The organism is Bacteroides pyogenes DSM 20611 = JCM 6294 (assembly GCF_000428105.1).
GTDB classification, from domain to species: Bacteria; Bacteroidota; Bacteroidia; order Bacteroidales; family Bacteroidaceae; genus Bacteroides; species Bacteroides pyogenes.
On record NZ_ATZH01000021.1, the window covers coordinates 24,946 to 51,122 of the forward strand.

Annotated in this window: 19 protein-coding genes and 1 pseudogene; 11 read left to right on the forward strand and 9 right to left on the reverse strand. The window is 50.1% G+C overall.

Annotation, left to right across the window (positions count from 1 at the left end; all coding sequences use genetic code 11):
• Positions 1-140 precede the first annotated feature (140 nt).
• On the reverse strand, positions 141-605 hold the full coding sequence (locus C234_RS15940; protein ID WP_052001872.1) for a DUF6078 family protein: 465 nt from the start codon (positions 603-605) through the stop codon (positions 141-143).
• Between the two features lie 156 nt (positions 606-761).
• Between C234_RS15940 and cobJ the strand changes: the two genes are divergently transcribed.
• The 8 genes and pseudogenes from cobJ (at position 762) to cbiB (ending at position 9,608) form a co-directional block, all read left to right on the forward strand.
• Positions 762-2,168 (forward strand): precorrin-3B C(17)-methyltransferase, encoded by a 1,407-nt coding sequence (cobJ, locus tag C234_RS0105860; protein WP_027325006.1) that lies wholly within the window; start codon positions 762-764, stop codon positions 2,166-2,168.
• 38 nt (positions 2,169-2,206) lie between these two features.
• Entirely contained in the window at positions 2,207-3,394 is a 1,188-nt protein-coding gene (locus C234_RS0105865) for a bifunctional cobalt-precorrin-7 (C(5))-methyltransferase/cobalt-precorrin-6B (C(15))-methyltransferase (RefSeq protein ID WP_027325007.1), read from the forward strand.
• Positions 3,391-4,107, forward strand: a pseudogene (locus C234_RS17055) (cobyrinic acid a,c-diamide synthase CobB); the annotation flags it as partial. The gene C234_RS0105865 and the pseudogene C234_RS17055, both read left to right, overlap by 4 nt.
• A gap of 402 nt (positions 4,108-4,509) precedes the next feature.
• On the forward strand, positions 4,510-5,088 hold the full coding sequence (locus tag C234_RS17985; protein WP_034537061.1) for a type 1 glutamine amidotransferase family protein: 579 nt from the start codon (positions 4,510-4,512) through the stop codon (positions 5,086-5,088).
• A complete protein-coding gene (locus C234_RS0105875; protein WP_027325008.1) occupies positions 5,085-5,693 on the forward strand; it encodes a cob(I)yrinic acid a,c-diamide adenosyltransferase in 609 nt (202 codons plus the stop codon). The genes C234_RS17985 and C234_RS0105875 overlap by 4 nt, the downstream gene beginning before the upstream one ends.
• A gap of 115 nt (positions 5,694-5,808) precedes the next feature.
• Positions 5,809-7,296, forward strand: coding sequence for a cobyric acid synthase (locus tag C234_RS0105880; protein WP_034537057.1), 1,488 nt, complete (start codon positions 5,809-5,811; stop codon positions 7,294-7,296).
• On the forward strand, positions 7,293-8,306 hold the full coding sequence (locus C234_RS0105885) for a threonine-phosphate decarboxylase (protein WP_027325010.1): 1,014 nt from the start codon (positions 7,293-7,295) through the stop codon (positions 8,304-8,306). The genes C234_RS0105880 and C234_RS0105885 overlap by 4 nt, the downstream gene beginning before the upstream one ends.
• A 348-nt stretch (positions 8,307-8,654) precedes the next feature.
• Positions 8,655-9,608 (forward strand): adenosylcobinamide-phosphate synthase CbiB, encoded by a 954-nt coding sequence (gene cbiB / locus C234_RS0105890; RefSeq protein ID WP_027325011.1) that lies wholly within the window; start codon positions 8,655-8,657, stop codon positions 9,606-9,608.
• A gap of 141 nt (positions 9,609-9,749) precedes the next feature.
• On the opposite strand, the gene cobC is transcribed toward cbiB, so the two are convergent.
• The 7 genes from cobC to rsmA all read right to left on the reverse strand — a co-directional run bounded on the left by cobC (position 9,750) and on the right by rsmA (position 16,992).
• Positions 9,750-10,277, reverse strand: coding sequence for an alpha-ribazole phosphatase (cobC, locus tag C234_RS0105895; RefSeq protein WP_021646201.1), 528 nt, complete (start codon positions 10,275-10,277; stop codon positions 9,750-9,752).
• Between the two features lie 3 nt (positions 10,278-10,280).
• Positions 10,281-11,030: an adenosylcobinamide-GDP ribazoletransferase gene (locus C234_RS0105900; protein WP_027325012.1), complete on the reverse strand. Its 750-nt coding sequence runs from the start codon at positions 11,028-11,030 to the stop codon at positions 10,281-10,283.
• Positions 11,031-11,053: 23 nt separating this feature from the next.
• Positions 11,054-12,091 (reverse strand): nicotinate-nucleotide--dimethylbenzimidazole phosphoribosyltransferase, encoded by a 1,038-nt coding sequence (gene cobT, locus C234_RS0105905; RefSeq protein WP_027325013.1) that lies wholly within the window; start codon positions 12,089-12,091, stop codon positions 11,054-11,056.
• A 37-nt stretch (positions 12,092-12,128) separates the two neighbouring features.
• Positions 12,129-12,647 (reverse strand): bifunctional adenosylcobinamide kinase/adenosylcobinamide-phosphate guanylyltransferase, encoded by a 519-nt coding sequence (cobU, locus tag C234_RS0105910; RefSeq protein ID WP_021646198.1) that lies wholly within the window; start codon positions 12,645-12,647, stop codon positions 12,129-12,131.
• A gap of 274 nt (positions 12,648-12,921) precedes the next feature.
• On the reverse strand, positions 12,922-14,772 hold the full coding sequence (locus C234_RS0105915; protein ID WP_027325014.1) for a DUF349 domain-containing protein: 1,851 nt from the start codon (positions 14,770-14,772) through the stop codon (positions 12,922-12,924).
• Positions 14,773-14,856: 84 nt separating this feature from the next.
• Entirely contained in the window at positions 14,857-16,200 is a 1,344-nt protein-coding gene (gene mgtE, locus C234_RS0105920) for a magnesium transporter (RefSeq protein WP_021646196.1), read from the reverse strand.
• Positions 16,201-16,206: 6 nt separating this feature from the next.
• Positions 16,207-16,992: a 16S rRNA (adenine(1518)-N(6)/adenine(1519)-N(6))-dimethyltransferase RsmA gene (rsmA, locus tag C234_RS0105925; protein WP_027325015.1), complete on the reverse strand. Its 786-nt coding sequence runs from the start codon at positions 16,990-16,992 to the stop codon at positions 16,207-16,209.
• A gap of 70 nt (positions 16,993-17,062) precedes the next feature.
• Between rsmA and C234_RS0105930 the strand changes: the two genes are divergently transcribed.
• Together C234_RS0105930 and C234_RS0105935 are read left to right on the forward strand one after the other, a co-directional pair.
• Positions 17,063-18,040: a lysylphosphatidylglycerol synthase transmembrane domain-containing protein gene (locus C234_RS0105930; protein ID WP_027325016.1), complete on the forward strand. Its 978-nt coding sequence runs from the start codon at positions 17,063-17,065 to the stop codon at positions 18,038-18,040.
• Between the two features lie 6 nt (positions 18,041-18,046).
• Complete coding sequence (locus C234_RS0105935) at positions 18,047-19,504, forward strand: aminoacyl-histidine dipeptidase (RefSeq protein ID WP_027325017.1); 1,458 nt, start codon at positions 18,047-18,049, stop codon at positions 19,502-19,504.
• 248 nt (positions 19,505-19,752) lie between these two features.
• Here C234_RS0105935 and C234_RS0105940 read toward each other — a convergent pair whose 3' ends face one another.
• Positions 19,753-20,877 carry an LOG family protein gene (locus C234_RS0105940; protein ID WP_051290178.1) on the reverse strand — a complete coding sequence of 375 codons (1,125 nt, stop codon included), beginning with the start codon at positions 20,875-20,877 and terminating at the stop codon, positions 19,753-19,755.
• Positions 20,878-21,223: 346 nt separating this feature from the next.
• Between C234_RS0105940 and C234_RS0105945 the strand changes: the two genes are divergently transcribed.
• Positions 21,224-26,098 carry a RecQ family ATP-dependent DNA helicase gene (locus C234_RS0105945; RefSeq protein WP_027325019.1) on the forward strand — a complete coding sequence of 1,625 codons (4,875 nt, stop codon included), beginning with the start codon at positions 21,224-21,226 and terminating at the stop codon, positions 26,096-26,098.
• Positions 26,099-26,177: the final 79 nt, after the last annotated feature.

Sequence of the window (26,177 nt, forward strand, 5' to 3'; positions counted from 1 at the left end):
TTGAAACAAAAGTTTCCCACTGGGGAAACTTTATTTTCCCAAGCGGGAAACTTTTGTTTCCCCAGTGGGAAACTACCGTAGGTATATATAGTCCCTTCTCCGGCTCTTCATCGACCGGCTTTACGGTGTACGCCGCCGGGTCATTCGTACTTGTTCCTTATGCGGGGCGGACACAGATAATCTTCGTGGTAGCTCTCGTAACAGGGCTCTTCGGCGATGCCGCAGGCCTCGAACAGCTCTTTGATGTATCGTTGCTCTTCGGGAGAAATGAACTGGTCGCCGCGGTAGAAGCGGTAGTAACGTGTCTTTCCGAAGCGGCGTAGCATGCCGTTTTTGATTTGCTCGGCCTGCTTGGTGGGCAGGTTGTCGTAGATGTGCCGCATCCCTTTGGCAAAGCGTTGTTTCTCGTACGGGATGAAATAATTGCACGCGCTTCCGTATGCGGAGGTGATGTGTCGGGGGTTTAGCACCGAGAGGAAAGGCTTTTGCCCATCGGTCAGGAGCCATGCCTGATGCCGCAGGCAACGGTTGCTGCGTTCGCAGTCGCCGGTCATGCAAAAGCCGAAATCATGGGGCAATTGCAGGGAGGTCATGTTTTGTTCCATACTATTAAGAATTTCTAAGGTTGTTTTTTTAAGTCGGGCAAAAGTAGCCAAACTGTGTTTCCCTTCCAAAAGTTTAGGCAGAAAAAATAAGCCGTATCTGCGAAATATCCGTATCTTTGGGACGCTATACAATGAACGGATATGACAGAAAACAATATGGATAAGGCTCATATCATCGTGGCGGGCATCGGACCGGGCGGTGAAGAAGATATTACGCCGGCGGTGGTGCAGGCGTTGAAGGCGTCGGATGTGGTGATTGGCTACAAATATTATTTCCGGTTCATCACTCCGCTGCTCGCCGAGGGAACGGAATGTGTGGACACGGGCATGAAGCGTGAGAAAGCACGTGCCCAACTGGCATTCGAATATGCCGAGAAGGGACGGCGCGTCTGCGTCATCAGTTCGGGCGACGCGGGGATTTACGGAATGGCTCCGCTGATTTACGAGATGAAGCGCGAGCGGGGCAGTGAAGTCGGGGTGACGGTGCTTCCCGGCATCAGCGCGTTTCAGAAGGCGGCGGCCTTGCTTGGCGCGCCCATCGGTCACGACTTCTGCGTCGTTTCATTGTCCGACCTGATGACTTCGTGGGAAATTATAGAGAAAAGGATTGAAGCGGCAGCAGCGGCGGACTTCGTGACGGCGGTGTACAATCCCAAGAGTGAGGGACGCTACTGGCAGTTGCACCGGCTGAAGGAGATCTTTCTCCGGTCGCGTTCTGCCGAAACTCCGGTGGGCTACGTCCGTCAGGCGGGACGGGAAGAAGAACGGGTGACGGTGACTACGCTGGAAGCGTTCGACCCCGAAGAGGTGGATATGTTCACGGTGATTCTCATCGGCAACTCGCAGACGTACCGCTTCGACACGAAGATGATTACTCCCCGCGGTTACTATCGCGAGCAGTCGCAGGCGGGAGTGGGGAAAGGGCAGGAGATCATGACGGACTCCTTCCGCCGCATCGAGTCGGAAATGCGGAACAAAGCGATCGACCTCGACCGTAAGTGGGCATTGTTTCACGCCATTCATACCACGGCGGACTTTGCGATGGAGGATTTGCTCTACACCGACAAGGGAGTGGTGGAGCGTCTGCACGAAGAGATTGCGGCGGGAAAGATACGCACCATCGTGACGGATGTGACGATGGCGGCGGCAGGCATACGCAAGGGAGCGTTGCAACGGCTCGGCGTGGAGGTGAAATGCTATCTTTCGGACGAGCGGGTGGCGGAACTCTCGCGCAGGCACGGCACTACCCGTACGCAAGAGGCGATTCGGCTGGCGGTGGAAGAGCATCCCGACGCGCTGTACGTTTTCGGAAACGCACCTACGGCCCTGATGGAGCTTTGCGACCGGATACGCAAAGGGAAAGCGCGTCCCGCAGGAGTGATTGCCGCTCCGGTGGGGTTCGTGCATGTGAAGGAGTCGAAATACATGATCAAGACGTTTGCCGATGTACCTAAAATCATTGTCGAAGGCAGGAGGGGAGGAAGCAATCTGGCGGCTACGCTGGTCAACGCGATACTTTGTTTCGACGATGCCCGTTCGCTTCGTCCGGGCAGAGACGTGTAAGGAATAGAAAATCCCCAAAGTGACAGGAAGAACCATCGATGCAGAAATTTCATATCATAGGAATAACGGACAGCCGGGAGGTTTTCTTCGGCAAAGAGATAGAGAGGCTGATTGCCCGCTCGCGTGTGTTTTCGGGCGGCAAGCGGCATCATGAGATAGTGGGCGGATTGTTGCCCGAAGGGGCGGTGTGGATAGACATAACCGTTCCGCTCGACGATGTGTTTCGCCGCTATGCGGGCTACGAAGAGGTGGTGGTGTTCGCTTCGGGCGACCCGTTGTTTTTCGGATTTGCCAATACGGTGATGCGCAAACTTCCCGAAGCGGCGGTGAAAGTGTATCCCGCTTTCAACTCATTGCAGCTCTTGGCTCACCGTTCGCTGCTGGCTTATCACGATATGCGCGCCATCTCGCTTACGGGACGCCCGTGGAAGGCTTTGGACGAAGCGTTGATTTCGGGCGAAGCGCTTATCGGTTCGCTTACCGACCGGGAGAAGACGCCTGCCGCTATCGCTTCGCGGATGAAGGAGTACGGATACGATAATTACCGGATCATCGTGGGCGAATGCTTGGGCAACGAGAACGAGCGGGTGGCGGAGTATTCCGTAGAGGAGGCTGCGGCAGGTTCGTTTGCGATGCCCAATTGCGTGATTCTGCGCCGCACGTCGGTCCGTGAACGTCCTTTCGGCATTTCCGAAGAACGCTTCGAGCTGCTCGACGGGCGGTCGAAGATGATTACCAAGATGCCCGTCCGTCTGCTGTCGTTGAGCCTGTTGGACTTGCGGGAGAAGCGCGTGATGTGGGACGTGGGTTTTTGTACCGGTTCGGTTTCGATTGAAGCGAAATTGCAATTTCCCCGTCTGGAAGTGGTTTCTTTCGAAAAGCGCGAGGCGGGGAAGCGGTTGATGGAGATAAACAGCCGCCGGTTCGGCTGTCCCGGTATCGGTGTCGTAATCGGCGACTTCATGGAAATGCCGCTGACGGAGTATCCTGTTCCCGATGCCGTCTTCATCGGAGGGCATGGCGGAAGGCTCGAAGAGATGATGGAAAAGATAGATACGGTATTGCCTGCGGGAGGAACCATTGTGTTCAACTCCGTCTCGGAGGAGAGCCGCGCGGCTTTCGAACGGGGAGCGACGGCTTGCCGCATGCGGTTGACCGAAGCGGTTCGGCTGGCGGTGGACTACCATAACCCCATCGATACATTGAAAGCGATAAAGGAAAGATGAGACGAATTCCTCAAATATTGATAGGCGCCTCAGCTTCGGGAGGAGGCAAGACGACCTTTACGACGGGACTGCTGCGTCTGCTGCGCGACAGGGGGCTGACCGTGCAGCCTTATAAATGCGGCCCCGATTACATCGATACGAAATATCACGAGATGGCTTCGGGCAGAGTGTCGGTCAATCTCGACAGCTGGCTGGCTTCCGAAGAGCATCTGAAGCAAATCTACGCGAAGTATGCGTCGGATGCGGATGTGTGTGTGACGGAGGGCGTCATGGGCCTGTTCGACGGATTCGAAGGCATGCGGGGAAGCAGCGCGTCCATCGCGGCTTTGCTCGGCATCCCCGTGGTGCTGATGGTCGACGCCCGCTCCACAGCTTACACCGTAGCCGCCATTCTGTACGGATTCAAGCATTTCTATCCGGCTATACGCATTGCCGGAGCGGTGTTCAACCAAGTGGCTTCCGAGCGTCACTTCTCTTTCCTTTGCCAAGCGTGCGAGGATGTGGGAGTGGAATGCTTCGGTTACCTCCCCCGCCTGAAAGAGTTGGAAGTACCTTCCCGCCATTTGGGGCTGACGCTGGACGCGACATATCGGTTCGACGAGTTTGCCGGGAAGGTGGCGGCGTCCATCCGGCAGAGCGTGGATGTAGACCGGCTGTTGCGGTCATGCTCTTCGTCTATGGCTTCTGTGGTGGAACGGCAAAAGGCGGAAACTATTGCATCGGCTTCTGTGACGGAACTGCCAAAGGTGGAAACTATCTTAGCGGCTTCTGTATCGGAACAGGCTAAGACGGAAAGTATCGTATCGGCTTCTGTGGCGAAACAACCAAAGGCGGGAACTATCGCAGCATCGTCTGTGTCGGAACAGCCAAAGGTGGAAACTATCTTAGCGGCTTCTGTATCGGAACAGGCTAAGACGGAAAGTATCGCATCGGCTTCTGTGGTGAAACAACCAAAGGCGGGAACTATCGCAGCATCGTCTGTGGTGGAACAGCCAAAGGCGGGAAGTATGGCAGTGCTGCCCTCTGTGGGAGAACAGTCAAATTTGGAAACTATCGCCTCGGCCTCTGTGGAGGAAGTTCCAAACGAAGAAGCCCGTTGCCCGAAAGCGGGGAGAATGCGTATTGCCGTAGCCCGCGACGCGGCGTTCAACTTCATCTATCGTGAGAATCTGGCGCGTCTGGAAGAGTGGGGAACGGTGACTTTCTTCAGTCCCATGGCAGACGAGGCGTTGCCCGAAGCCGACTTTGTCTACTTGCCGGGCGGCTATCCCGAATTCTTTTTGGAGAGTCTGGCAAACAACGAATCGCTGAAGAGGGGGCTGCGGGCGTATGTGGAAGCGGGCGGGCGCATGCTGGCGGAGTGCGGCGGGATGATGTATCTTTGCGACAGCATTCGCGGCATGGACGGAAAAGATTACCCGATGGTCGGCTTGCTGCATCAGCAGGCCACGATGGAGGATATGAAGCTGCGACTGGGATACCGTACCATTCGCGCAGGCGGACAGATATGGAAAGGGCATGAGTTTCATTACTCTTCCGTATCGCCCGGACAACCGCCCGCTTCGATTGCCGTGGCGACCGACGCGAGGGGAAATACGGTGGACACGCCGCTTTACCGGTATAAGAACCTGATTGCCGGTTATGCGCATCTTTATTGGGGAGAGTCGGATTTAATGAAACTTTGGGAAGTATGAAAAAGATATATACCCGGACGGGAGATGCCGGGAAAACAGGAATCTTCGGTGGCGAACGGGTGGATAAAGACGATGTACGAATTGAAGCCAACGGTACGCTGGATGAGTTGAATACGGAGATCGGGGTGGTTCGCTCGCTCCTTCCCGCAGAACACGAATGGCACGAGCTGCTTTATGAAATACAGATGGAGCTCATGGCGATGATGAGCCTCGTGGCTACGCCTTCCGCCGAAAGGGACCGGAATCCGAACACGCTCCGTCCCGGTCTGGTGACGGACTTCGAACGAGCGATGGACGGGATGAACGCGAGCATGGAAGACAACGGTTATTTTATTCTGCCCGGAGGAACACAGGTTTCCGCGCACTTGCAGGTGGCGCGTGTCACGGCTCGGCGTGCCGAACGGCGGCTCTGCACTCTCCATCGGAACGATCCGTTGCCGCCGTTGGTGCTGAGCTTTGTCAACCGTCTTTCCGATCTGTTTTTCGTTATGGCGCGTTACGAAATGTATAGCCGCCAATGGCCGGAAGAGAAATGGCGGCGTTTCGGCTATAAGCGGAAAGGGTTGTCGGACAAATCGCGTTGTGCCGGAAAAGAAGAGGGTTGATGGGAAACTCTTTTCGCAGTTTATCGTTTGCTGCACGGCTGACGATTGAGAATGCAACTTATGAATCGGGGAATGTATTTCGTTGCCTCCCCGCATGATAAAAGGAAAAGATAAAATGAAGAATAAAAAACTCAGGCCCGTGATGCTGGCAGGAACGGGAAGCGATGTGGGAAAAAGCGTTTTGGCGACGGCTCTCTGCCGAATCTTCAAGCAAGACGGCTATCATCCCGCACCTTTCAAGGCACAGAACATGGCGCTCAATTCATACGCCACACCCGAAGGACTGGAGATCGGCAGGGCGCAGGCGGTACAGGCGGAAGCGGCGGGCATTCCTTGCCATACGGACATGAATCCGTTGCTGCTGAAGCCCAGTTCGGAACATACGTCGCAGGTGGTGCTGTGCGGAAAACCCATCGGCGACCGCAACGCTTACGAGTATTTCCGCCGCGAAGGGCGCGAAGAGCTGAGAAAAACAGTGCATCAGGCTTACGATCGGTTGGCGGCACGCTATAATCCCATTGTGATGGAAGGGGCGGGAAGCGTTTCCGAAATCAATCTTCGTGAGAGCGATCTGGTGAATCTGCCTATGGCACGGTATGCCGGCGCCGATGTGATTCTGGTGGCGGACATCGACCGTGGAGGGGTTTTCGCCAGCGTTTACGGCTCCGTCATGCTTCAGACGCCCGAAGACAGGAAGCTCATCAAGGGAATAATCATCAACAAATTCAGGGGAGATATCCGTCTGTTCGAGTCGGGCGTACGGATGATGGAGGAGCTTTGCGGAGTGCCGGTGCTGGGCGTGATACCTTATTATAAAGGAATCAGCATCGAGGACGAAGACTCGGTGGTGCTGGAGCAGAAGAACAGGGAAGCGCTGGCAGGAAAGATCAACGTGGCGGTGGTGCTGCTGAGGCATGTTTCCAACTTTACCGATTTCAACGTGCTGGAGCGCGACGAGCGGGTGCATCTGTACTATACCAACAATGTGAGCGAGCTCTCCAAAGCCGACATCATCATTCTGCCGGGAAGCAAGAATACGCTCGACGACCTGTACGAACTGCGGCGTAACGGTGTGGCTCAGGCTGTTTTGAAAGCTCATCGCGAAGGAGTGACGGTGTTGGGGATTTGCGGAGGCTATCAGATGATGGGATTGGAAGTCGCCGATCCCGACGGAGTGGAGGGGAGTTTCGCCCGGCTTCCGGGTTTGGGGTTGCTGCCCGTAGTCACCGTCATGCACGGAGAAAAGGTCACTCGTCAGGTAGAGTTCGGTTTCGACGGCCGTTCAGCGGTTTGCCGGGGGTACGAAATACATATGGGACGGACGGAACCTGCCGCAGGATTTCCCGCATCGCCGCTCAATATCCTTTCCGACGGACGGGAAGACGGCTATCGTGCCGGCCGGAAATGTATGGGAACCTATATTCACGGCATCCTCGACAACAGGGAGTTTATCGACTTTCTGCTCGAACCTTATGCCGGAAAGCTCGATCGTCCGGCATTCGACTACCGGACATTCAAGGAAGAACAGTATGATAAACTGGCGGAGCACGTGCGCAGTCACCTCGATTTGCGCCGGCTTTACGAAATATTGCAGCAACCATGATTCAGGGACACGGAGACGATTTGTATAAATATGCCGGGCGGATTGTAAGCAACTTCAGTTCGAATGTGTACAACCGGGTCGATCATTCAGGACTTTACCGCCGCCTGTCGGAGCGGTTGGAGGTGACGACCGCTTATCCCGAACCGGAACCCTACTCGCTCGAAGAGAAGATTGCCCGGAAGTACGGGCTTTCGGCTGCGGAGGTTTGCGTCACCAACGGGGCGACGGAAGCCATTTATCTGATTGCCCAGACTTTCCGTTCGCAGACGTCGGCGGTGCTTATGCCCACATTCAGCGAATACGCCGATGCCTGCCGCCTGCACGGACACAGGGTGAAACCTTTCTTTTCGCCGGAGGCTTTGCCCGATGAGGCGGGGCTGGTATGGATTTGCAATCCCAACAATCCCACCGGCGAGGTTCGCAGGAAAAGGCTGCTGGAAGAGCTCATCCTGTCGCGTCCCGACTGCTTGTTCGTTATCGACCAGTCGTACGAATACTTCACCCTCGAACCGTTGTTTACCATGAAAGAGGCGGCGACAATGCCGAATGTGGTGTTGATTCATTCGATGACGAAGAAGTTTGCCGTTCCGGGACTGCGGATAGGATACTTCACCGCCAGCGAATCGCTTGTCGTTCGGATACGCAGCCATCGCATGCCTTGGTCGGTCAACGCTCTTGCAATCGAGGCGGGGCATTTCCTGCTCGACGAAGGAGACCGGATCGCTGCCGACGTTCCGGCTCTGCTGGACGAAAGCAAACGTCTGGCGGAACGGCTCGCCGCCACCGGGCTGGTGGAAGTATGGCCCACCGACACGCATTACATGTTGTTGCGGTTGCGTATCGGGAAGGCGTCCGCCTTGAAAGAGTATCTTGCCGGAGAACACGGCATGCTCATCCGTGACGCGTCGAACTTCGAAGGGCTCGACGAACGTTTCTTCCGGATAGCGGCGCAGACGCCCGAAGAGAACGATCGTCTGGTGGAGGCCGTCGGGCAATGGGGAAGGATGTGAGGCGGACGGAGCGGACGAATAAATAGAGGAGTATGAATATTGTCCGGCAAGCTTGCGGGGGTGCGGGGCGAACGGATGCTGAGGAGTGTAAGAACAGAGGCTCTGTTCGGGTAAAACAAAGGCTTTGTTTGGGTGGAACAAAAGCTCTGTTCGGGTGGAACAAAAGCTCTATTTGAGTAAAGTAGAGCCTCTGTTTAAATGAAACAGAACCTCTTTGGGGATAGAAACGAAATTTCCGTTTTACTAAAACAGCATCGAAACCTGAGTGTTTTTTTGAAGGTTGGAAGAGAAGGTTTAACCGCTTTGCCACCTCAACAATAAAAGAATGATTGAAAATCGGTTGAAAAAATGATAGATATAACGGCTTTATATAGCGTGGCAGGCACTTTTTTGCCTGCGTGGTTGCTCGACCGCCTGCTGGGAGACCCGTCTTCTTTGCCTCATCCGGTGGTTGGGTTCGGCAAGATGATCGCTGCGGGAGAGAAACTTCTGAATAAGGGGCGCCACCGGATGCTGAAGGGCGGACTGATGGCTGCAACGTTTATCCTTTTGGTCTACTTCGCCGTTTGGGGAGCGGAGCGACTGCTTTTCTCCTCTTCGCTTGCTCCTTTGGGGTATTTGTTCGATATCTTTTGTTTGTTCTTCTGTCTGGCAGGGACTACGCTGGCAAAGGAAGTGCGGATGGTTTTCGAGGCAGTCGACCGTTCGCCGGAGGAGGGACGCGTACAGGTTGCGCGTATCGTGGGGCGCGATACATCCCGACTTTCGGCGCAGGAAGTGCGTGCCGCCGCTCTTGAAACGTTGGCGGAGAACCTGAGCGACGGTGTCATCGCTCCGCTGTTCTGGTTTCTGCTTTTGGGAGTTCCCGGTGCGATGGCATACAAGATGGTCAACACGCTCGACTCTATGATAGGCTATCACAGCGAACGCTATCTGCTGTTCGGGCGGATTGCCGCGCGCATCGACGATGCCGCCAATTACATTCCCGCCCGCCTCACCGCTTTTCTGATGATTCTTTCCGTCGGAAGGCTCTCGTTGTTGCCGTTTGTAAAAAGGTACGGAAAGGAGCATGCAAGTCCGAATTCGGGTTATCCCGAAGCGGCTTTGGCGGGCATACTCGACTGTCGCTTCGGCGGACCTCACCATTATTTCGGCGAATTGTTTGAGAAACCTTATATCGGAACGAACGACCGCTTGCTTACGACCGCCGATATGCGCACGGGCATTGCCGTCAATTTCCGTTCGGAAGTGTTGATGGTGGTGTCGACGCTTTTTCTCAGAACAGTCATAATGGCGATATGATGGTGGGGCAAGCATAAGAAACGGGCATCGGGAAAGGGCTGCCTGTGGCTTTGCTGTACACACGGGCAAGGGGGTAGCGGATGCCGCGTGAAGGAGCGCGCGAACCTTGCCTTCACCTTTAATTTTGCAGGATGTCGTTTCTTAAAATTCCAACCTGACCATTCCTCCATACGGGGTAATCTCGTTGAAGGCTTCTTCCGGACGCACCATTCCGGCATAAATCTGGGCGCACTTCAGCACTCCCCCGTGGGCGAAGACAACGGTATTCCTTTCTTCCCGATGGCGGACTTCCTGCAAAAAAGCCGATACGCGCCTGTATTGGTCGGCAAACGATTCGCCGTTGGTCGCCCTCACGTTTACATAATCGCCGTACCACCGCTGAAGATTCGGGTCGTCGATTTCGTCGAAAAGCTTCATCTCCCAGTCTCCGAAGTCGATTTCCATGGCGCGTGGTTCGCGGATGGCATCGGCGAAACCGCAATATTCGGCAAGTCTCGTGCATCGGGAGAGCGGACTGGTGTACGCGCGGTCGAAAGCGATGGAGGCGATACCGGCTTTCACCGCCGCCGCTTCTTCCTCAAACGTGGAGCGCAGCGGTACGTCGGACTGTCCGTAACACATTCCTTTCGGCACATCTACCGAAGTATGTCTGATGAGATAGATATTCATAAGCTATATTTGTGAGTAATAAATGAAAACGATTCCCAGCCAGAAGCTGAGTTCGCAGAGCAGAAACGTCGCTCCGCAGCAGTCGCCGGTATACCCTTGCAGCTTTTTCCGGAACAACGTCACAAGAAACGAGAAGGTGAGAACCGGAAGCAGGCACGCCACCCAATAAAGCGGCGGGAGAAGCAACAAAGGCAAGACTCCGCCGGCGGCGGACAAAGCAATCTCCCGGACACTCATCCGCGTATATACGGTTTTGTTTTTGCTCTCTTCTTCTTTGCGAGCGTAAGGCAGGAAGTTGATCAGCTGCGAAGCGGTGAACTTGCTCCAGGCGTCGCCGCCGAGCAATATCCACGGCGTCATGCTTGCGGGTAAGGCCGTCAGCAGATTGCAGGCAAGCAGGAAGTAAACGATGAGGCCCAGCACGCCGTAGCTGCCTGTGTGCGAGTCTTTCATAATCCGGAGAATGCTCTCGCGGTCTCTTCCCCCGCCGAATCCGTCGAAGAAATCCGCCAGCCCGTCTTCGTGTAAAGCCCCGGTAACCAGCAGCCGCGCAGTGAAGGCGAGCATGATGGCGGCTCCTACGGGCAAAGCATGCACCGAAAGCCAAAATACCAACCCCATGATACCTCCGGTGAGCCATCCGCTGATGCTCCAGTAGCTTACCAGATGCTTGAAGCTCTCCTGCGGAACTTGCTTGATTTTCCAGAAGGGCAACCGGGTGAAGAACGTCAGTGCGGCAAGGATGTTGTTCATTGTTTCTGCTTGTCTTAAAGAGGTTAGAAGTATTTGCTGATGGACGCTCCGTCGAATGAGTCCATCTCATTGATCATTTTTACCGCCGATTCTACGATGGGGTAGGAGCAAACGGCGCCGCTTCCTTCTCCCAGACGCAAACCGAGATTCAGCAGAGGATGTGCGCCCAGATAGTCCAACAGAAGCTTATGTCCGGCCTCATCTCCCTGATGTCCGAAGAGGGCGTACTCCTTCACTTCCGGGTAGAGGCGGGATGCCGCAAGCATGCAACTGGTCATGATAAACCCGTCTACAAGGACAACCATCTTCAGTTCGGCGGCTCTGAGCATGGCGCCTACAGCCATCACCATTTCGTATCCGCCGAACCTGCAAAGAATTTCTTCGGTGCTGTGGGGGCCCGGATAGTTTTCCATCGACTTCCTCAGAATCTCGTATTTGCGGCTGATGCCCCGCTCGTCCAGTCCGCTTCCGGCACCCACGCATCGCTCCAAAGGTATTCCGGTGAAAGAGGCCATCCACAACGAAGAGGCGGAAGTGTTGCCTATTCCCATCTCTCCGAAGCTCACCACGTTGCATCCTTCGCTATGCACGGAGTCTACGCACGCCGCTCCCCGTTCGATGCAAAGTTCCATCTCTTCGGGAGTCATTGCCGCTTCGTGCAGGAAATTGCGTGTTCCTTTTCTGACTTTCATGTCGACTATCCCCTTCTCGTACGGCAGGTCGTAGTCTACTCCGGCGTCCACGACCTTCAGCTTAAAGCCGTTCTGCCGGCATAAGAAGTTGATTCCCGCCCCTCCGCGAAGGAAGTTGCAGGTCTGTTGCCAGGTCACTTCCTTGGGCGACAGGCTTACTCCTTCGTCCGCAATTCCGTGATCGGCGGCGAAGAGAATGTTGTATGGCCGGTTTAACCGGGGCGAAAGAGTCTGCTGAATCAATCCGATCCGGAAAGCTATCTCCTCGAGGCGTCCGAGAGCTCCTTTGGGTTTGGCAAGATAGTCGATTTTATGCTTCAGCGCTTCTTTGATCGAATTGTCCGGTTTGCGGATTTGAAAAGTTCTCATAAAGTTTTCTTTTTTATCGTCGGTTTACGCCGTCGGTTTAAGGCGTCTGTTTTATTTTCAGGGGAATGCCGCTCACCATCAGGTACACTTCATCCGCTTGCGCGGCTATATACTGGTTTGCCCAGCCTTGCAAGTCGGTGAACTTTCGTTGCAGGCGATTGGTCGAAACACCTCCGAGTCCTATTTCGTTGGTCACGAAGATGAATGTAGCTTCCTGCCGGGTGAATCGGTCGAATTCGTTTTTTACGGCTTCCAACGCTTCCGATACGTGCGCGTCGGAGTCGGTGAAGAAGTTTGTGCACCACAGCGTGACGCAGTCTATCACAACCACTCTGCCCGTTACATCGTGGCGGCTCAGCTCTTTCTCTTCCTCGATGTTGGTCCATTCGCCGCCCCGCCTTTCCCTATGGCGCCGCACTCTCTCCCTGAATTCATCGTCCCATACTTTGGCTGTGGCCATGTACACGGGCGATGAGGTCAGCTCGTGAGCCATATTCTCGGCAAAAGAGCTTTTGCCCGAACGCTGTCCGCCTGTGATCAATATGATTCGTTTCATGTTTCCCTTTTGTATGATGGAGACACAAAGGTAAAAATAATAGGTATATAAACGAAATGATAACGGGAAGAACTGTTTTGAAAAAATACCGGAACCGGTGGTGGGCGAAACAGGGAGGTTATTGGTATGAATATGTAAAAACGGATTTGTACCGACTTGCGCGATTGACAATTATCGGATATCTCCGATACTTTTACCCCTGCGCGAATCCGTACAAATCCGTCTATTTCGTCGATACCGCTCCTTTCTTCCGGAGAGAAAGGACGGAAGAACGCTATTCTTCTTTCAGCGAATCGTCGATAACTTTGATTTTCTGCAATACAAGTTCCAAATCGGCTTTCAGCTTGTCCACCTTCCGGTTCAGCTCCGTGAGTAGACTGCTTCCTTTTTTGGAAGTGGAAGTCAGGAAGCCCAGATTGTTTTCATACGTTTGAAGTTCGCTTTTCATGTTTTCATACGTACGCACCAACTTCTCGCGTTCCCGATACAATGATTGCGAACCGCCTTCTTGCATAGTGCTGATATTGGATCGGAAATGGCTCAGTTTTTTGTTGGAACTGCTGATGTTGAATCTTCTGAAAAGTTCGTCGATTACGGCATGATACTGCTTGTAGAGCTTGTCCTTCTCTTTGAAAGGAACATGTCCGATGGAGTTCCATTCCTTCATAAGCTCCCGTACAAGCGTTGTTGCCTCATCCGTATCCATATTCTCGTCGATGGCGTTCAGCTTTCCTATCAGCGCTTTTTTCTTCTCCAGATTTTCCGTTTCGATGGAGCGTTGCGACGATGTAGCCTTGTTCTTCTGCTCGAAGAAGTAATCGCATGCGGTAATAAATCGCTTCCATACGGCATCCGAATGTTTTTTGGCAACCGGTCCGATCGTTTTCCACTCTTTTTGAATCTTGGTAAGTATCTCGGCTGTGGCTTTCCAGTCGGTGCTGTCTTTCAACGCTTCGGCCTTTTCGCAAAGTTCTTTCTTCTTTTCCAGATTTTCGCTCATGCTTTCTTTCAGGCTCTTGAAGAACTCTCCCTTCTTCTTGAAGAATTCGTCGCAGGCATGGCGGAAACGTTCGAAAATCTTCACGTTCATCTTTTGAGGCGCAAACCCGATGGTTTTCCATTTGTTTTGCAACGCGATGACTTCCTGTGTCTTGTTGTCCCAAGCCGAGAATGTTTTCAATTCGTCGTATTCGATGGCCTCTACAATCTCGCAAATTACCGTTTTCTGGTCGAGATTGTGCTGCTCTGCTTCTTTCAACGCTTCGAAATGCTGTTGATGGCGGCGGTTGACTATGGTGGAAGCCGTCTTGAACCGACTCCATATTGCGTCGCGAAGCTCTTTGGCCACAGGACCGGTCTCACGGAATTCCTGATGAAGTTTCTGAAGTTGGTGGAATGCGGACACCACGTCTTCTTCCGCTCCCAGCTTTTCTGCCGCTTCGCACAGATGAGTCTTTATCTCGAGATTCTTTTTGAAGTCATATTCGCGGAATTCGTTGTTCAGTTTAAGTAAATCGTAGAACTTTTCTACATACAGGTGGTAGCTCTTCCACAGCTCATTTACCTTTCCTTGCGGGACAGGGTTCGTCTCGTTCCATTGCTGTTGAAGCTTTTTGAATTCCGTATAAGATTTGTTGGGGTCGTCTGCCGATTCTACGAGCTCTTTCAGTTCCTCGAGAATGGAGAGTTTGATTTGCAGGTTCTCTTCTTTCCGGTGTTCCAACTCGGCAGCCTGCAAGCTTCTTTTCTCTTTGATAATCCCCATCAGGTGCTTGAACTCTTTCTCTATGGGGTCCTCTTGGGGGACAAAGTCCTCAATGGCTCCGCCATTGTCTGTAAACTGTTTCTTGGCAGTTTCCAGCTCGGCGTTATGTAGTTTGTAGAATGCTTGTTTCAGACTGTCGATAGCATGTCTGCCGGCATTCTCCGTATCTTCCACGAGAGCCTTCAGCCGGTCGAGAATCTCTTCTTTTCCGGTAGTAGCCTGAGCGGTTGCGGGTTGTGTTTCGGCGAAATCTTCTTCAGCCGGAGTTTCCGTATTTGTTTCAGAAACCTCGACTTTTTTCTTTTCTTCTTCTAATTCCCCTGAATGCAAGGGCAGATTAGTGTCTTGGGCGTCCATCATCTCGTATTGGTTTTGGTTACAAATTAATAAAAAAAAACGGTTACTTCATACTTTTTTGCTTCTTTTTTTCGATTCTCTGATTTTTTAAGATAACAGGACGGTAATTCCCATATACATCATCATGCCGATAATATCGTTGGTAATCGCAATAAACGGTCCCGTGGCTATGGCGGGATCTACTTTGAACTTCTCGAGAGTCATCGGTACGAGCGTGCCGAATATGGAAGCGAACATGACTACGGCAAACAGGCTGATAGACACGGAATAGGTAACCGTAGCCGTTGCGCCGAAGCGGATGAAGTTATAAGTATAGACAAGCAATGAGATGATAGTGGCATTGATAAGCGCTACCACCGATTCTTTGCCTATTTGTTTGACGGTGTTTTTAGCGTCCAACGAGCTGTTTGCCAGTCCTTGCACAATGATGGCGGACGACTGCGTCCCTACGTTTCCGCCCGTGCCGCCGATAAGCGGAATGTACAGAGCCATTTCGGGATGGGCGGCAAACGTAGCGTCGAAGTTGCCCAATATCATGGAGTTTCCGATTCCGCCAATCATCCCGATGAGCAACCAAGGCAGGCGGGCTGTCGTCTGGCGGAAAACGTTGTCGGCCGTTTCCACGCCTTGCGAAAGTCCGGAAGCCAACTGGTAATCGCGTTCAGACTGTTCGCGAACTTCGTCCATCACGTCGTCTACGGTAATCTGTCCCACGAGCCGTCCGATGCTGTCGACTACGGGAATGGCAACCAAGTCGTACTTTTCAATGGCCTGTACCACTTCGTCCACCGGCGTGTCCACATGTACCGAGATGGGATCTTTCTGCATCACATGCTTCACTTTCGATACCGAGGGTGAAGTAATCATTTTCTTTAACGGGAAGATGCCTTTCAGCCGTTCATCGTCATCGATTACATATACATAGTAAATCTCGTCGAGCTCTTCCGCCTGCTGGCGCATCTCTTTCAGGCATTCGGGCATACTCCAGTTCTCGTTCACCACCACCATCTCCGTGCCCATCAAACCTCCGGCGGTATTTTCGTCGTACTTCAACAAATCGACGATATCGCCCGCTTGTTCGATGTCTTCGATGTGCGAAAGAATCTCCTCCTGCTTCTCCTCGTCCAATTCGCGTATCAGGTCTACGGCATCGTCCGTATCCATGTAATCCACGAAACGCTTCGCGATGGTTTCCGAAGGGAGTATCTCGAGAAACTCTTTCCGGACGTCCTCGTCCATTTCGACAAGAACGTCGGCTGCGGTTTCGTTGTCGAGCAATCGATAAACGAACCGCGCTTCTTCCGGACTCAGGTCGTTGCACAATTCTGCGATGTCGGCCGGGTGAAGGTCGATAAGAAGCTCTTTTACCTGTTCGCCCTCTTTTTGTTCGATCAGGCGCTTCACATTATCAATGTATTCTTCGTCTACCATACTCTCTTACAATTTTACGAATTCGGAAACTCTGTTTGTCAGTTCGATGAACTCCCGCACCGATAATTGTTCGGGACGTTTGTTGAACAATGCGTCGTCGGTCAGGGGGCAGTCTTTCCCTAAAATAGGTTTTATGGAGTTGCGCAAGGTTTTTCTCCGCTGGTTGAAAGTAGTCTTTACCACTTGCTTGAACAGCTTTTCATCGCATCCCAAATCTTCCACTCCGTTTCGGGTCATCCGGATTACCGCGCTCTTTACTTTGGGCGGCGGATTGAACACTTGTTCGCTGACGGTAAACAGATACTCCACGTTGTACCATGCCTGAATCAGGATGCTCAGAATACCGTATGTCTTGCTTCCCGGTCCGGCGGCAATACGTTCTGCCACTTCCTTCTGTATCATCCCTGTGCAGCAGGGAATCAGTTCTTTGTTTTCCAGCATTTTAAAAAAGATCTGGCTGGAGATGTTGTACGGGTAATTACCTGTCAGTACAAAAGGTTTCCCGTCGAACAGCCTGTGCAGGTTCATCTTCAGAAAATCGTCTTCGATGATATGGTCTTCCAGCGACGGATATTCTTTGCGAAGGTATGCCACCGACTCGTAGTCTACCTCCACCACTTTCACCGGCCTCTCCTTTTTTATCAGGAATTGAGTCAATACTCCCATGCCCGGTCCTACCTCCAATACGGGAAGTTCGGGAAACGCATCGACCGTGTCGGCAATATCCTGCGCTACTTTCAGGTCTTTCAGAAAGTGCTGTCCGAGAAACTTTTTAGGTTTTACTAATTTCATTTACCAACTAAATAATTACTTTTGCAACGGACAAAGGTAATTCTTTTAAATGAAGAATGAATAAACTGCAATGAATAAACTGCTAAAAAAGACGCTGAATGTGATGTCGCCGCTCGTTTTGGGTGGCTTTATTTTGTTTTGGGTCTACCGCGATTTCGATTTTGCGAAAGCCCGTGAGGTGCTGTTGCATGAAATGAACTGGTGGTGGATGCTTTTTTCTCTCATCTTCGGAGTGCTTGCTCAGGTGTTCCGCGGTTGGCGCTGGCGGCAGACATTAGAGCCGCTGGATGCTTTTCCAAAACGCTCTCATTGTGTCGACGCCATTTTTATATCCTATGCCGCCAGTCTCGTCGTGCCTCGAATCGGTGAAGTGAGCCGGTGCGGAGTGCTGGCGAAGTACGACGATGTGTCGTTCGCCAAGTCTCTGGGTACGGTAGTTACCGAACGTCTGGTAGATACGTTGACCATTCTGCTGATAACGGGAATTACCGTTTTGCTTCAGATGCCCGTGTTCGCCACTTTTCTGCATCAGACCGGCACGAAGATTCCTTCTTTGCTGCATCTGCTCACTTCCGTCTGGTTTTATATCGTCTTGTTCTGCCTCATCGGCGTGGTGATTCTGCTTTACCGGTTGAGGAAAACGATGTTCTTCTACGAGAAGGTCAAAGGGTTTGTGTTCAACATCTGGGAGGGAGTGATGTCGCTCAGGAGTGTTCGTAACATTCCTCTTTTCGTCTTTTATACGTTCGCCATTTGGGCATGCTACTTCTTTCATTTCTTTTTTACCTTCTATTGCTTTGAATTCACCTGTTCTTTAGGCATGATGCCCGCACTGGTCATGTTCGTGGGCGGAACGTTTGCGGTCATCGTTCCTACTCCCAACGGTGCTGGCCCCTGGCATTTCGCCGTTATCTCGATGTTGATGCTTTATGGCGTAAATGTGACCGACGCCGGAATTTTCGCGCTGATTGTGCACGGAATCCAAACCTTTTTAGTAGTTTTGTTGGGCATATATGGTATGCTAAACTTAAAAACACTCAAAAAATAACATCTTATGAGCACAATTCTTTCTTTGGCTCCACAGAACGTGTGGAAGCATTTCTACTCTTTGACGCAGATTCCCCGTCCGTCGGGACATTTGGAAAAAGTGACGGAATTTCTTGTAAACTTTGGCAAGGGGCTGGGCTTGGAAACATTCGTAGACGAAGTGGGCAACGTGATTATTCGCAAGCCGGCCACTCCGGGAATGGAAAACCGGAAAGGGGTGATTTTGCAGGCACATAGCGATATGGTTCCGCAGAAAAATAACGATACGGTGCACGATTTCGAAAAAGACCCGATTGAAACATACATCGACGGCGACTGGGTGAAGGCAAAAGGAACAACTCTGGGAGCCGACAACGGACTCGGAGTGGCGGCAATTCTGGCGGTGCTCGAAGCGAAAGACTTGAAGCACGGTCCGTTGGAAGCATTGATTACAGCCGATGAGGAAACCGGCATGTACGGCGCTTTCGGACTGAAGCCGGGAGTGGTGAACGGAGAAATATTGCTCAATCTGGACTCCGAAGATGAAGGCGAACTCTATATCGGCTGTGCCGGAGGGATGGATGTGACGGCTTCACTGAAATATAAGGAGGTAGCTCCCGAGGCGGACGATATTGCTTTGAAAGTAACGTTGAAAGGATTGCGTGGCGGACACTCCGGCCTGCAAATCAACGAAGGACGTGCCAATGCCAATAAACTGCTGGTTCGTTTCGTTCGTGAGGCGGTGGCAAGCTACGAAGCCCGTCTGGCAAGCTGGGAAGGCGGCAATATGCGAAACGCTATTCCGCGCGAGGCTCATGCGGTTGTCACTATTCCTGCCGAAAACGAAGAAGAAGTACTGGAGCTGGTGAAGTATTGCGAGAACCTCTTTAATGAAGAGTACGGAGCCATCGAAACTCCCATCACGTTCAAGGCGGAACGAGTGGAGCTCCCCGCAGGTATTGTACCCGAAGAGATACAGGATAATCTGATCGATGCGATCTTTGCCTGTCAAAACGGGGTGATGCGCATGATTCCCACCGTGCCCGATACGGTAGAGACCTCTTCCAATCTGGCTATTATTGTAATTCGTGACGGAGAAGCCACGATTAAGATTCTGGCACGCAGCTCAAGCGACAGTATGAAGGAATTCCTTACCACGAGCCTCGAATCCTGTTTCTCGATGGCGGGCATGAAAGTGGAAATGACCGGCGGCTATTCCGGCTGGCAGCCCAATGTGGATTCTCCGATTCTGCATGCGATGAAACTGTCGTACAAACAACAATTCGGAGTAGAACCGGCAGTTAAAGTAATCCATGCCGGACTCGAATGCGGCATCATTGGCGCCATCCTTCCGGGCCTCGATATGATTTCGTTCGGTCCGACTTTGCGTTCTCCGCACTCTCCGGACGAACGGGTGTTGATTCCTACCGTACAGAAGTTTTACGATTTTCTGGTTGCCACGCTGGAACAAACACCGGTAAAATAACCATCGCCGCAGTTTTACGGTACAAACGAGTTGTCTTCGGCATTATTCGCTGGGGATATAGAAGGCTTGGATGCCGATAAAATGGAAAAAGAATGAAATCTTGGGGGAGCTGTGTCATTATTCTGGCACAGCTCCTGATTTTTTAATAAGAAAAGTTTAGCGGAGGACACTGATAACAGGAAAAGCAATTACTCACTAATGTTTTTTCATGGAACAGACAAGTCTCCGGACTGCGGGCAACCCCTCTTTTAGACGCCCTCTTGCCCTTGCTCTCTTGCGCGTGTGAATGTGCGGATATACTCGATCGCCTCTTCGTTGGTGTCTGTCACAGTAAGGAGGATATTGTTCAGCTTGCCGGAGTCCGACATGTCTTTCAGGAGAGGGTAGACAGGCCTTTCCTCAGTCCAGTACCTTTTGTCCAGAAATATCATGGGACTCGACATTTCGTAGCTCACATAGTGATTCTGCGCCAGATCTTGGAATATTTCCTGCATCGTTCCTGCGCTTCCGGGAGAGTAAATTATACCGCCTTTGGCAAGTGCCAGCAGCCCCTCCTCACGGATACTGTTCGCGAAATATTTCGCTATGTACGTGGCAAACGGTGTAGCGAGTTCGTGCCCATAGTGCCATGTGGGAATGCCGAGACTGTCATACTTCGGGGACGGAAATCTTTCCATGACTTCGAATGCCGTTTCAAGCCACCCTTTGTCGTTGAATAAAGGCGCTGCCGAAAGTATTTGCAACGCTTCGTCCATTTCCTCATCCGGTCGGCCTGCCATCCATGCGCCGAGGTGTGTCGCCTCCATCGCACCCGGTCCGCCTCCCGAAAGCATTAGATAACCCATTGTGGTCAGGCTGCGCGAGAGAACAGCGACTTGTCTGTATATCTTATCTGTGCGGCTAAGCGCATGTCCGCCCATGATGGCGACGATACGGTGTCCGGAATAAGGAAGAAGGAATGCGTTGAGATTTTCGGTAATCGAGTGGTCGTGAAGGACCTGAGCCAAAGAGTCTTTGATCGACATCTGCCTGACGGACTCGATATAGTAGTCATAGACGCGCTTGTCATAACAGTTGCCGTATGATTCGGGATTTTCTTTGTCGTATCCTTCATAAAGCAGGGCACCCGAATAGAGAGTGCGAGGATAAGTTTTGAAAGGAACATTCAAGTGAGGGAAGACATAGTTGCCGTTTTGCAGGTAGCAAGTCAGTTTGCCCGACATCTCACACCCCAGGAAGAGACAGTCCTTCCACTTTATTTCCATGATTTCTGCCTCAAAAGGGCGGAGGTTGATATCTTGTACCGCAACGGAGTCTATTCGCTCTCTTTGCATAAGCGCCAAGAGGTCTTCAGTGGTTTCTAACAGTTCCATATTTTTTATGCTTCATTCGACATTTCGAGTGATGCGACAATCATGCACTAGATACAATCTTTGTTCGAAGTGCCGTTCGTCTCTGAGTCGCTATGCAGTTCTTTTCAAGCCTTAAAATAAGCATCCATACGCACAACAACTTTTGCTCGCAAAAGTACGCTTTTTCTATCAACATTACGTGACGTAAACACATAAAAATCACAAGGGAACGGTGGCTTTAACAAATTCTTCGGTTTTATTCTTACCTTTGTAAATGATATTGGGGTGTTATATCCGAACAACAATAAGAAAACGATGCAGATACATAACAAATTCAAGTTATAGAACTATTTATTATATTGAATATATGTCAATATGGAGCAAGCTCATAGGATTTAAGAAAGTCGAAGATAGAAACAATATCATCGGTAATAAAACTGCCTCTGTACCATGTAGTGTGCCCAATTATGCCATAGTAGATGTTGAAGTCGGCCTGAAAGATCATAAAATCCATGATATAGGAGCACTCAAACATGATGACACGACATTCCATAAAACTTCAAAAGAAGAACTATTTATTTTCTTAAACAATATAGACTATATCTGCGGCCACAATATCATTCATCATGATGCCAAATACTTGTTCGCAGATAAAACATGTCGTTGGATTTTAGTTGATACACTTTATGTCTCACCTTTATTGTTCCCGGAACGCCCTTACCATAGGCTTGTGAAAGATGACAAACTGATCAGCGAACAGATGAACAATCCGGTGAACGATTGCAAGAAAGCAAAAGATCTGTTATTGGACGAAATAGCACACTGGAATGCATTGTCGAAAGAGAAGCGAATACTATTCGCATCGTTGCTGAAGGACAAGAAGGAATTTGAGGGATTTCTCAGCATGGTAAATGCAGAGTATATTCATAAAGGAATATCTGAACTTATACAAGAACTGTATACAGGAAAGATTTGTCAACATGCCGACCTTGACACGCTCATCAAGCAATATCCATGCGGATTGGCATATGCATTGGCCCTGATTGATACCACCGATTATCGTTCCATCACTCCCGGATGGGTACTTTACAATTATCCGGAAGTGGAATTTATTGTAAAACTCCTACGTCACACTAATTGCCGGGAAGGCTGCGATTACTGCCATACGCAATTGGACGTGCTTCATGCCCTAAAAGAATTTTTCGGATATGAACGCTTTCGAACATACGAAGGCGAGCCACTGCAAGAACGAGCAGCCCAAGCTGCGGTGAAAGGCAAATCGTTGCTGGCGATATTTCCTACCGGTGGCGGCAAATCACTTACCTTTCAATTACCGGCACTCATGGCTGGACGCTCTGTACACGGACTTACGGTTGTCATTTCCCCCTTACAGTCCCTGATGAAAGACCAAGTGGATAACCTCGCTGACAAAGGTATCACGGATGCCGTAACCATAAATGGTATGTTAGACCCCATTACGAGATCACTGTCCATACAAAGAGTGCAAGACGGAGAAGCCTCACTGTTGTATATATCTCCCGAAATGCTTCGCTCAAAAACGATCGAGAGAATATTGATAGCTCGGCACGTTGTAAGGTTTGTGATAGACGAAGCGCATTGTTTTTCTTCATGGGGACAAGATTTTAGAGTTGATTATCTCTACATTGGTAAATTTATCAGAGAATACCAACAAAAGAAAAAATGCAAGAATCCGATACCTGTATCCTGTTTTACGGCTACGGCAAAACAGAAAGTGGTACAAGATATCTGCGACTATTTCAAGCAAACCTTGAATTTGAACTTGGAGTTATTCGCATCAACGGCTTCAAGAACAAATCTGCACTATTCCGTCATACATGTAGAGAGCGACAATGATAAATATAATAAGTTAAGAGAACTCGTAGCGGAATCCAATTGTCCGACAATTGTTTACGTATCACGTACCAAACGAACAAAGGAACTGGCTGCCAAATTAACCCGCGACGGTTATAAAGCCCTCCCTTTCAATGGTAAAATGGAAGCTGATGAAAAAATAGCCAACCAGGACGCCTTCATGAACGATCAAGTACATATCATTGTGGCTACATCCGCATTTGGTATGGGGGTTGATAAGAAAGATGTAGGTCTTGTAGTACATTATGACATTTCCGATTCACTGGAAAATTACGTTCAAGAAGCAGGCAGGGCAGGTCGTGATCCTGGTCTCAGCGCACGTTGTTATGTGCTTTATAGTGACAATGACCTGGACAAGCATTTTATATTGTTAAATCAAACAAAACTAAGCATCAGTGAAATACAGCAGGTGTGGAAAGCCGTCAAAGACCTTACCAGACAGCGCATGAAAGTCAATTGTTCTGCATTGGAAATTGCCCGGCAAGCAGGATGGGACGATTCGGTATTTGACATTGAAACCCGCGTACGAACAGCATTAGCGGCTTTGGAACAAAGCGGATATTTGATAAGAGGAAACAATGTGCCTCATGTATATGCCACGGGAATCACGGTGAAAAACATGGACGAAGCAAGAAAACGCATATCAACATCACTACTCTTTGGCAGTGATGAAATAGAAAAGGCAGTCCGCATCATCAAGTCATTAATAGCCCAAAAGTACATCGCTAAGGCCCAGGATTCGGAAGCAGAATCACGGGTCGACTATCTGGCAGATATCTTGGGACTGAGCAAAAGAGAAGTTATATCCGTAGTGGAACGTATGCGGCAGGAAGGTATATTGGCAGACAGCAAAGATATATCAGCCTATTTATTGGAGGCAGGCGATTCGGAACGAAAGTCACAAATGCTCCTCGAACGCTTTGCAAAACTTGAACAATACATTCTCAACCATATTCCCGAAGAGTCTTTACGAATATCATGCAAGCAATTGAATGAAAATGCCGTGAACGACGGAATCAGTACGTCCAAAGAAAAAGACATCCGAACTCTACTCTATTTCCTCACCGTCAAGGGTTATACCCGTAAGAAAGAAGATGCGGTTCGTAATATGGAAATAAGTCGTCAAGCAGACTTGGAGTCGACCATAAGGCGTTTTGAGAAACGATTGGAAATAAGTCGTTTTGCCGTGGAATGGCTATATAGATTGGCTTCAGATGCAGAAAAGAAGAATGTTCCCGACAAAGCCATTCAGTTCTCCGTAATAGAACTTCTGAATCGAATAAGGTCGAGTACTCAATCCCTTTTCAGCGGACTTGATGACATTCAGTTGGAAGACGTGGAAGAAGCGCTTCTGTACTTGTCGAAAATCGGTGCGCTAAAACTTGAAGGCGGTTTTCTGGTGCTTTATAACGCTATGAATATCCAAAGAATAAAGGACAACAAATCGAGATACAAGCAAGATGACTACCGGATGCTCAACGAATTCTATAAGTTGAAAATCCAGCAAGTGCATATTGTAGGCGAATATGCGAATCTAATGGTGAGGGATTACCATGTAGCTTTGCAATATGTTCAAGACTATTTCCAAATGGACTATAGGAAGTTTATCGCAAAATACTTTAAAGGAGACAGAGTAAGCGAGATACAACGCAACTTGACGCCGCAGAAATACAAGCAATTGTTTGGGCAATTATCCAAACGGCAAATGGAAATTATTTCCGATAAGGATTCACGTTGCATTGTGGTTGCAGCAGGTCCGGGCAGTGGGAAAACACGAGTATTGGTTCACAAACTGGCCTCACTTCTGCTACTTGAAGACGTGAAACACGAACAGCTCCTGATGTTGACGTTTTCAAGGGCAGCCACTACGGAATTCAAACAAAGACTCATGGAGTTGATAGGCAACGCTGCCCATTTTGTCGAAATAAAAACATTCCACTCCTATTGCTTCGACCTCCTGGGGCGGATAGGAAATCTTGAAGATTCAAAAAATGTCGTTGCAAAGGCAGCCGAGATGATATGCCAAGGAGAAGTGGAACCAAACAAAATCGGCAAGACGGTGCTGGTCATAGACGAGGCCCAGGACATGGGAACTGAAGAGCATGCACTTATAAAGGCTCTGATGGCTAACAACGAGGAAATGCGTGTGATAGCCGTGGGAGACGATGACCAAAATATCTATGAATTCCGTGGTTCCGACTCAAGTTATATGTATCGGCTCGCACAAGAAACCGAGAGTACATTTGTCGAAATGACCGAGAATTACCGCAGTGCACGCCATCTGGTGGATTTTGCCAACGGATTCTTGAGAATTATTGACAACAGGATAAAAAGTATGCCAATCATTTCCATGAGTAAAGAAGAGGGTTGGGTGGAAGTAATACGCCATCAATCAAAATATATGTATCAGCCACTTGTTGAAAACTTACTTCAACATAGAGACAAAAGCACTTCGTGTGTACTTACCCAAACAAACGAAGAGGCTGTTATCCTGATGGCTCTTTTGCGAAAACAAGGCGTAAGCAGCAAACTGATACAGTCAATGGACGGTCTACGCTTTGGGAAAATGGCTGAAATGAGGTATTTCCTGAGGTATATAGACAAACGGATAAAAACACCTCTGATTACAGAAGAACTATGGGAGGAAGCCAAGCATGCGACCTTTTCTGCTTATGGCAGGAGTCTGAGTTTGATGTATGTGAAGCGTTGTATAGAACTGTTTGAACAAACCAATAATATAAAATATCTGAGTGACTTCAGGGAGTTTGTATTTGAGTCGTCGGTGGAAGACTTCTGTGATATTTCAGGCGCCGATGTTGTGGTATCAACCATTCATAAGGCCAAAGGCAGAGAATTTGACGATGTATATATGCTCGTATCCGACAATTATGCAAAGGATGCCCATCTGATGCGCCGATATTACGTAGGAATAACCCGTGCGAAAAAACGCCTGTTTATACATACGAACGGCGATTGTTTCAATCGTTTAAGTGCAGACCGATATCTTATCGACCAACGGCAATATGACATGCCTGAAGAAATCGTATTACAGCTCTCTCACAAAGATGTCAATTTGGGATTCTTCAAAGAACGAAAACAAGAGGTCCTGGCATTGAGAGGGGGAGATTCTTTGATTTACAGTGATTTCTTTTTGTATAGTTCATTAGCCGATAAACCTGTAGCAAAGCTATCATTAAAAATGCAGGACACATTATCAGAATGGGAAGAAAGGGGGTATAAGGTGATATCCGCATCTGTGCGGTTCGTTGTGGCATGGAAACCCAAAGATGCACAAAAAAAAGAACAGGAAACGGCCGTCCTTTTAGCAGATTTGATACTTTCTTTGTAAGTTAAAACACTTGAAGTTATCACATTATCAATACTTTCTCCAAAAAGTTAAAATATTATACTCAAATAATAAGAAAACG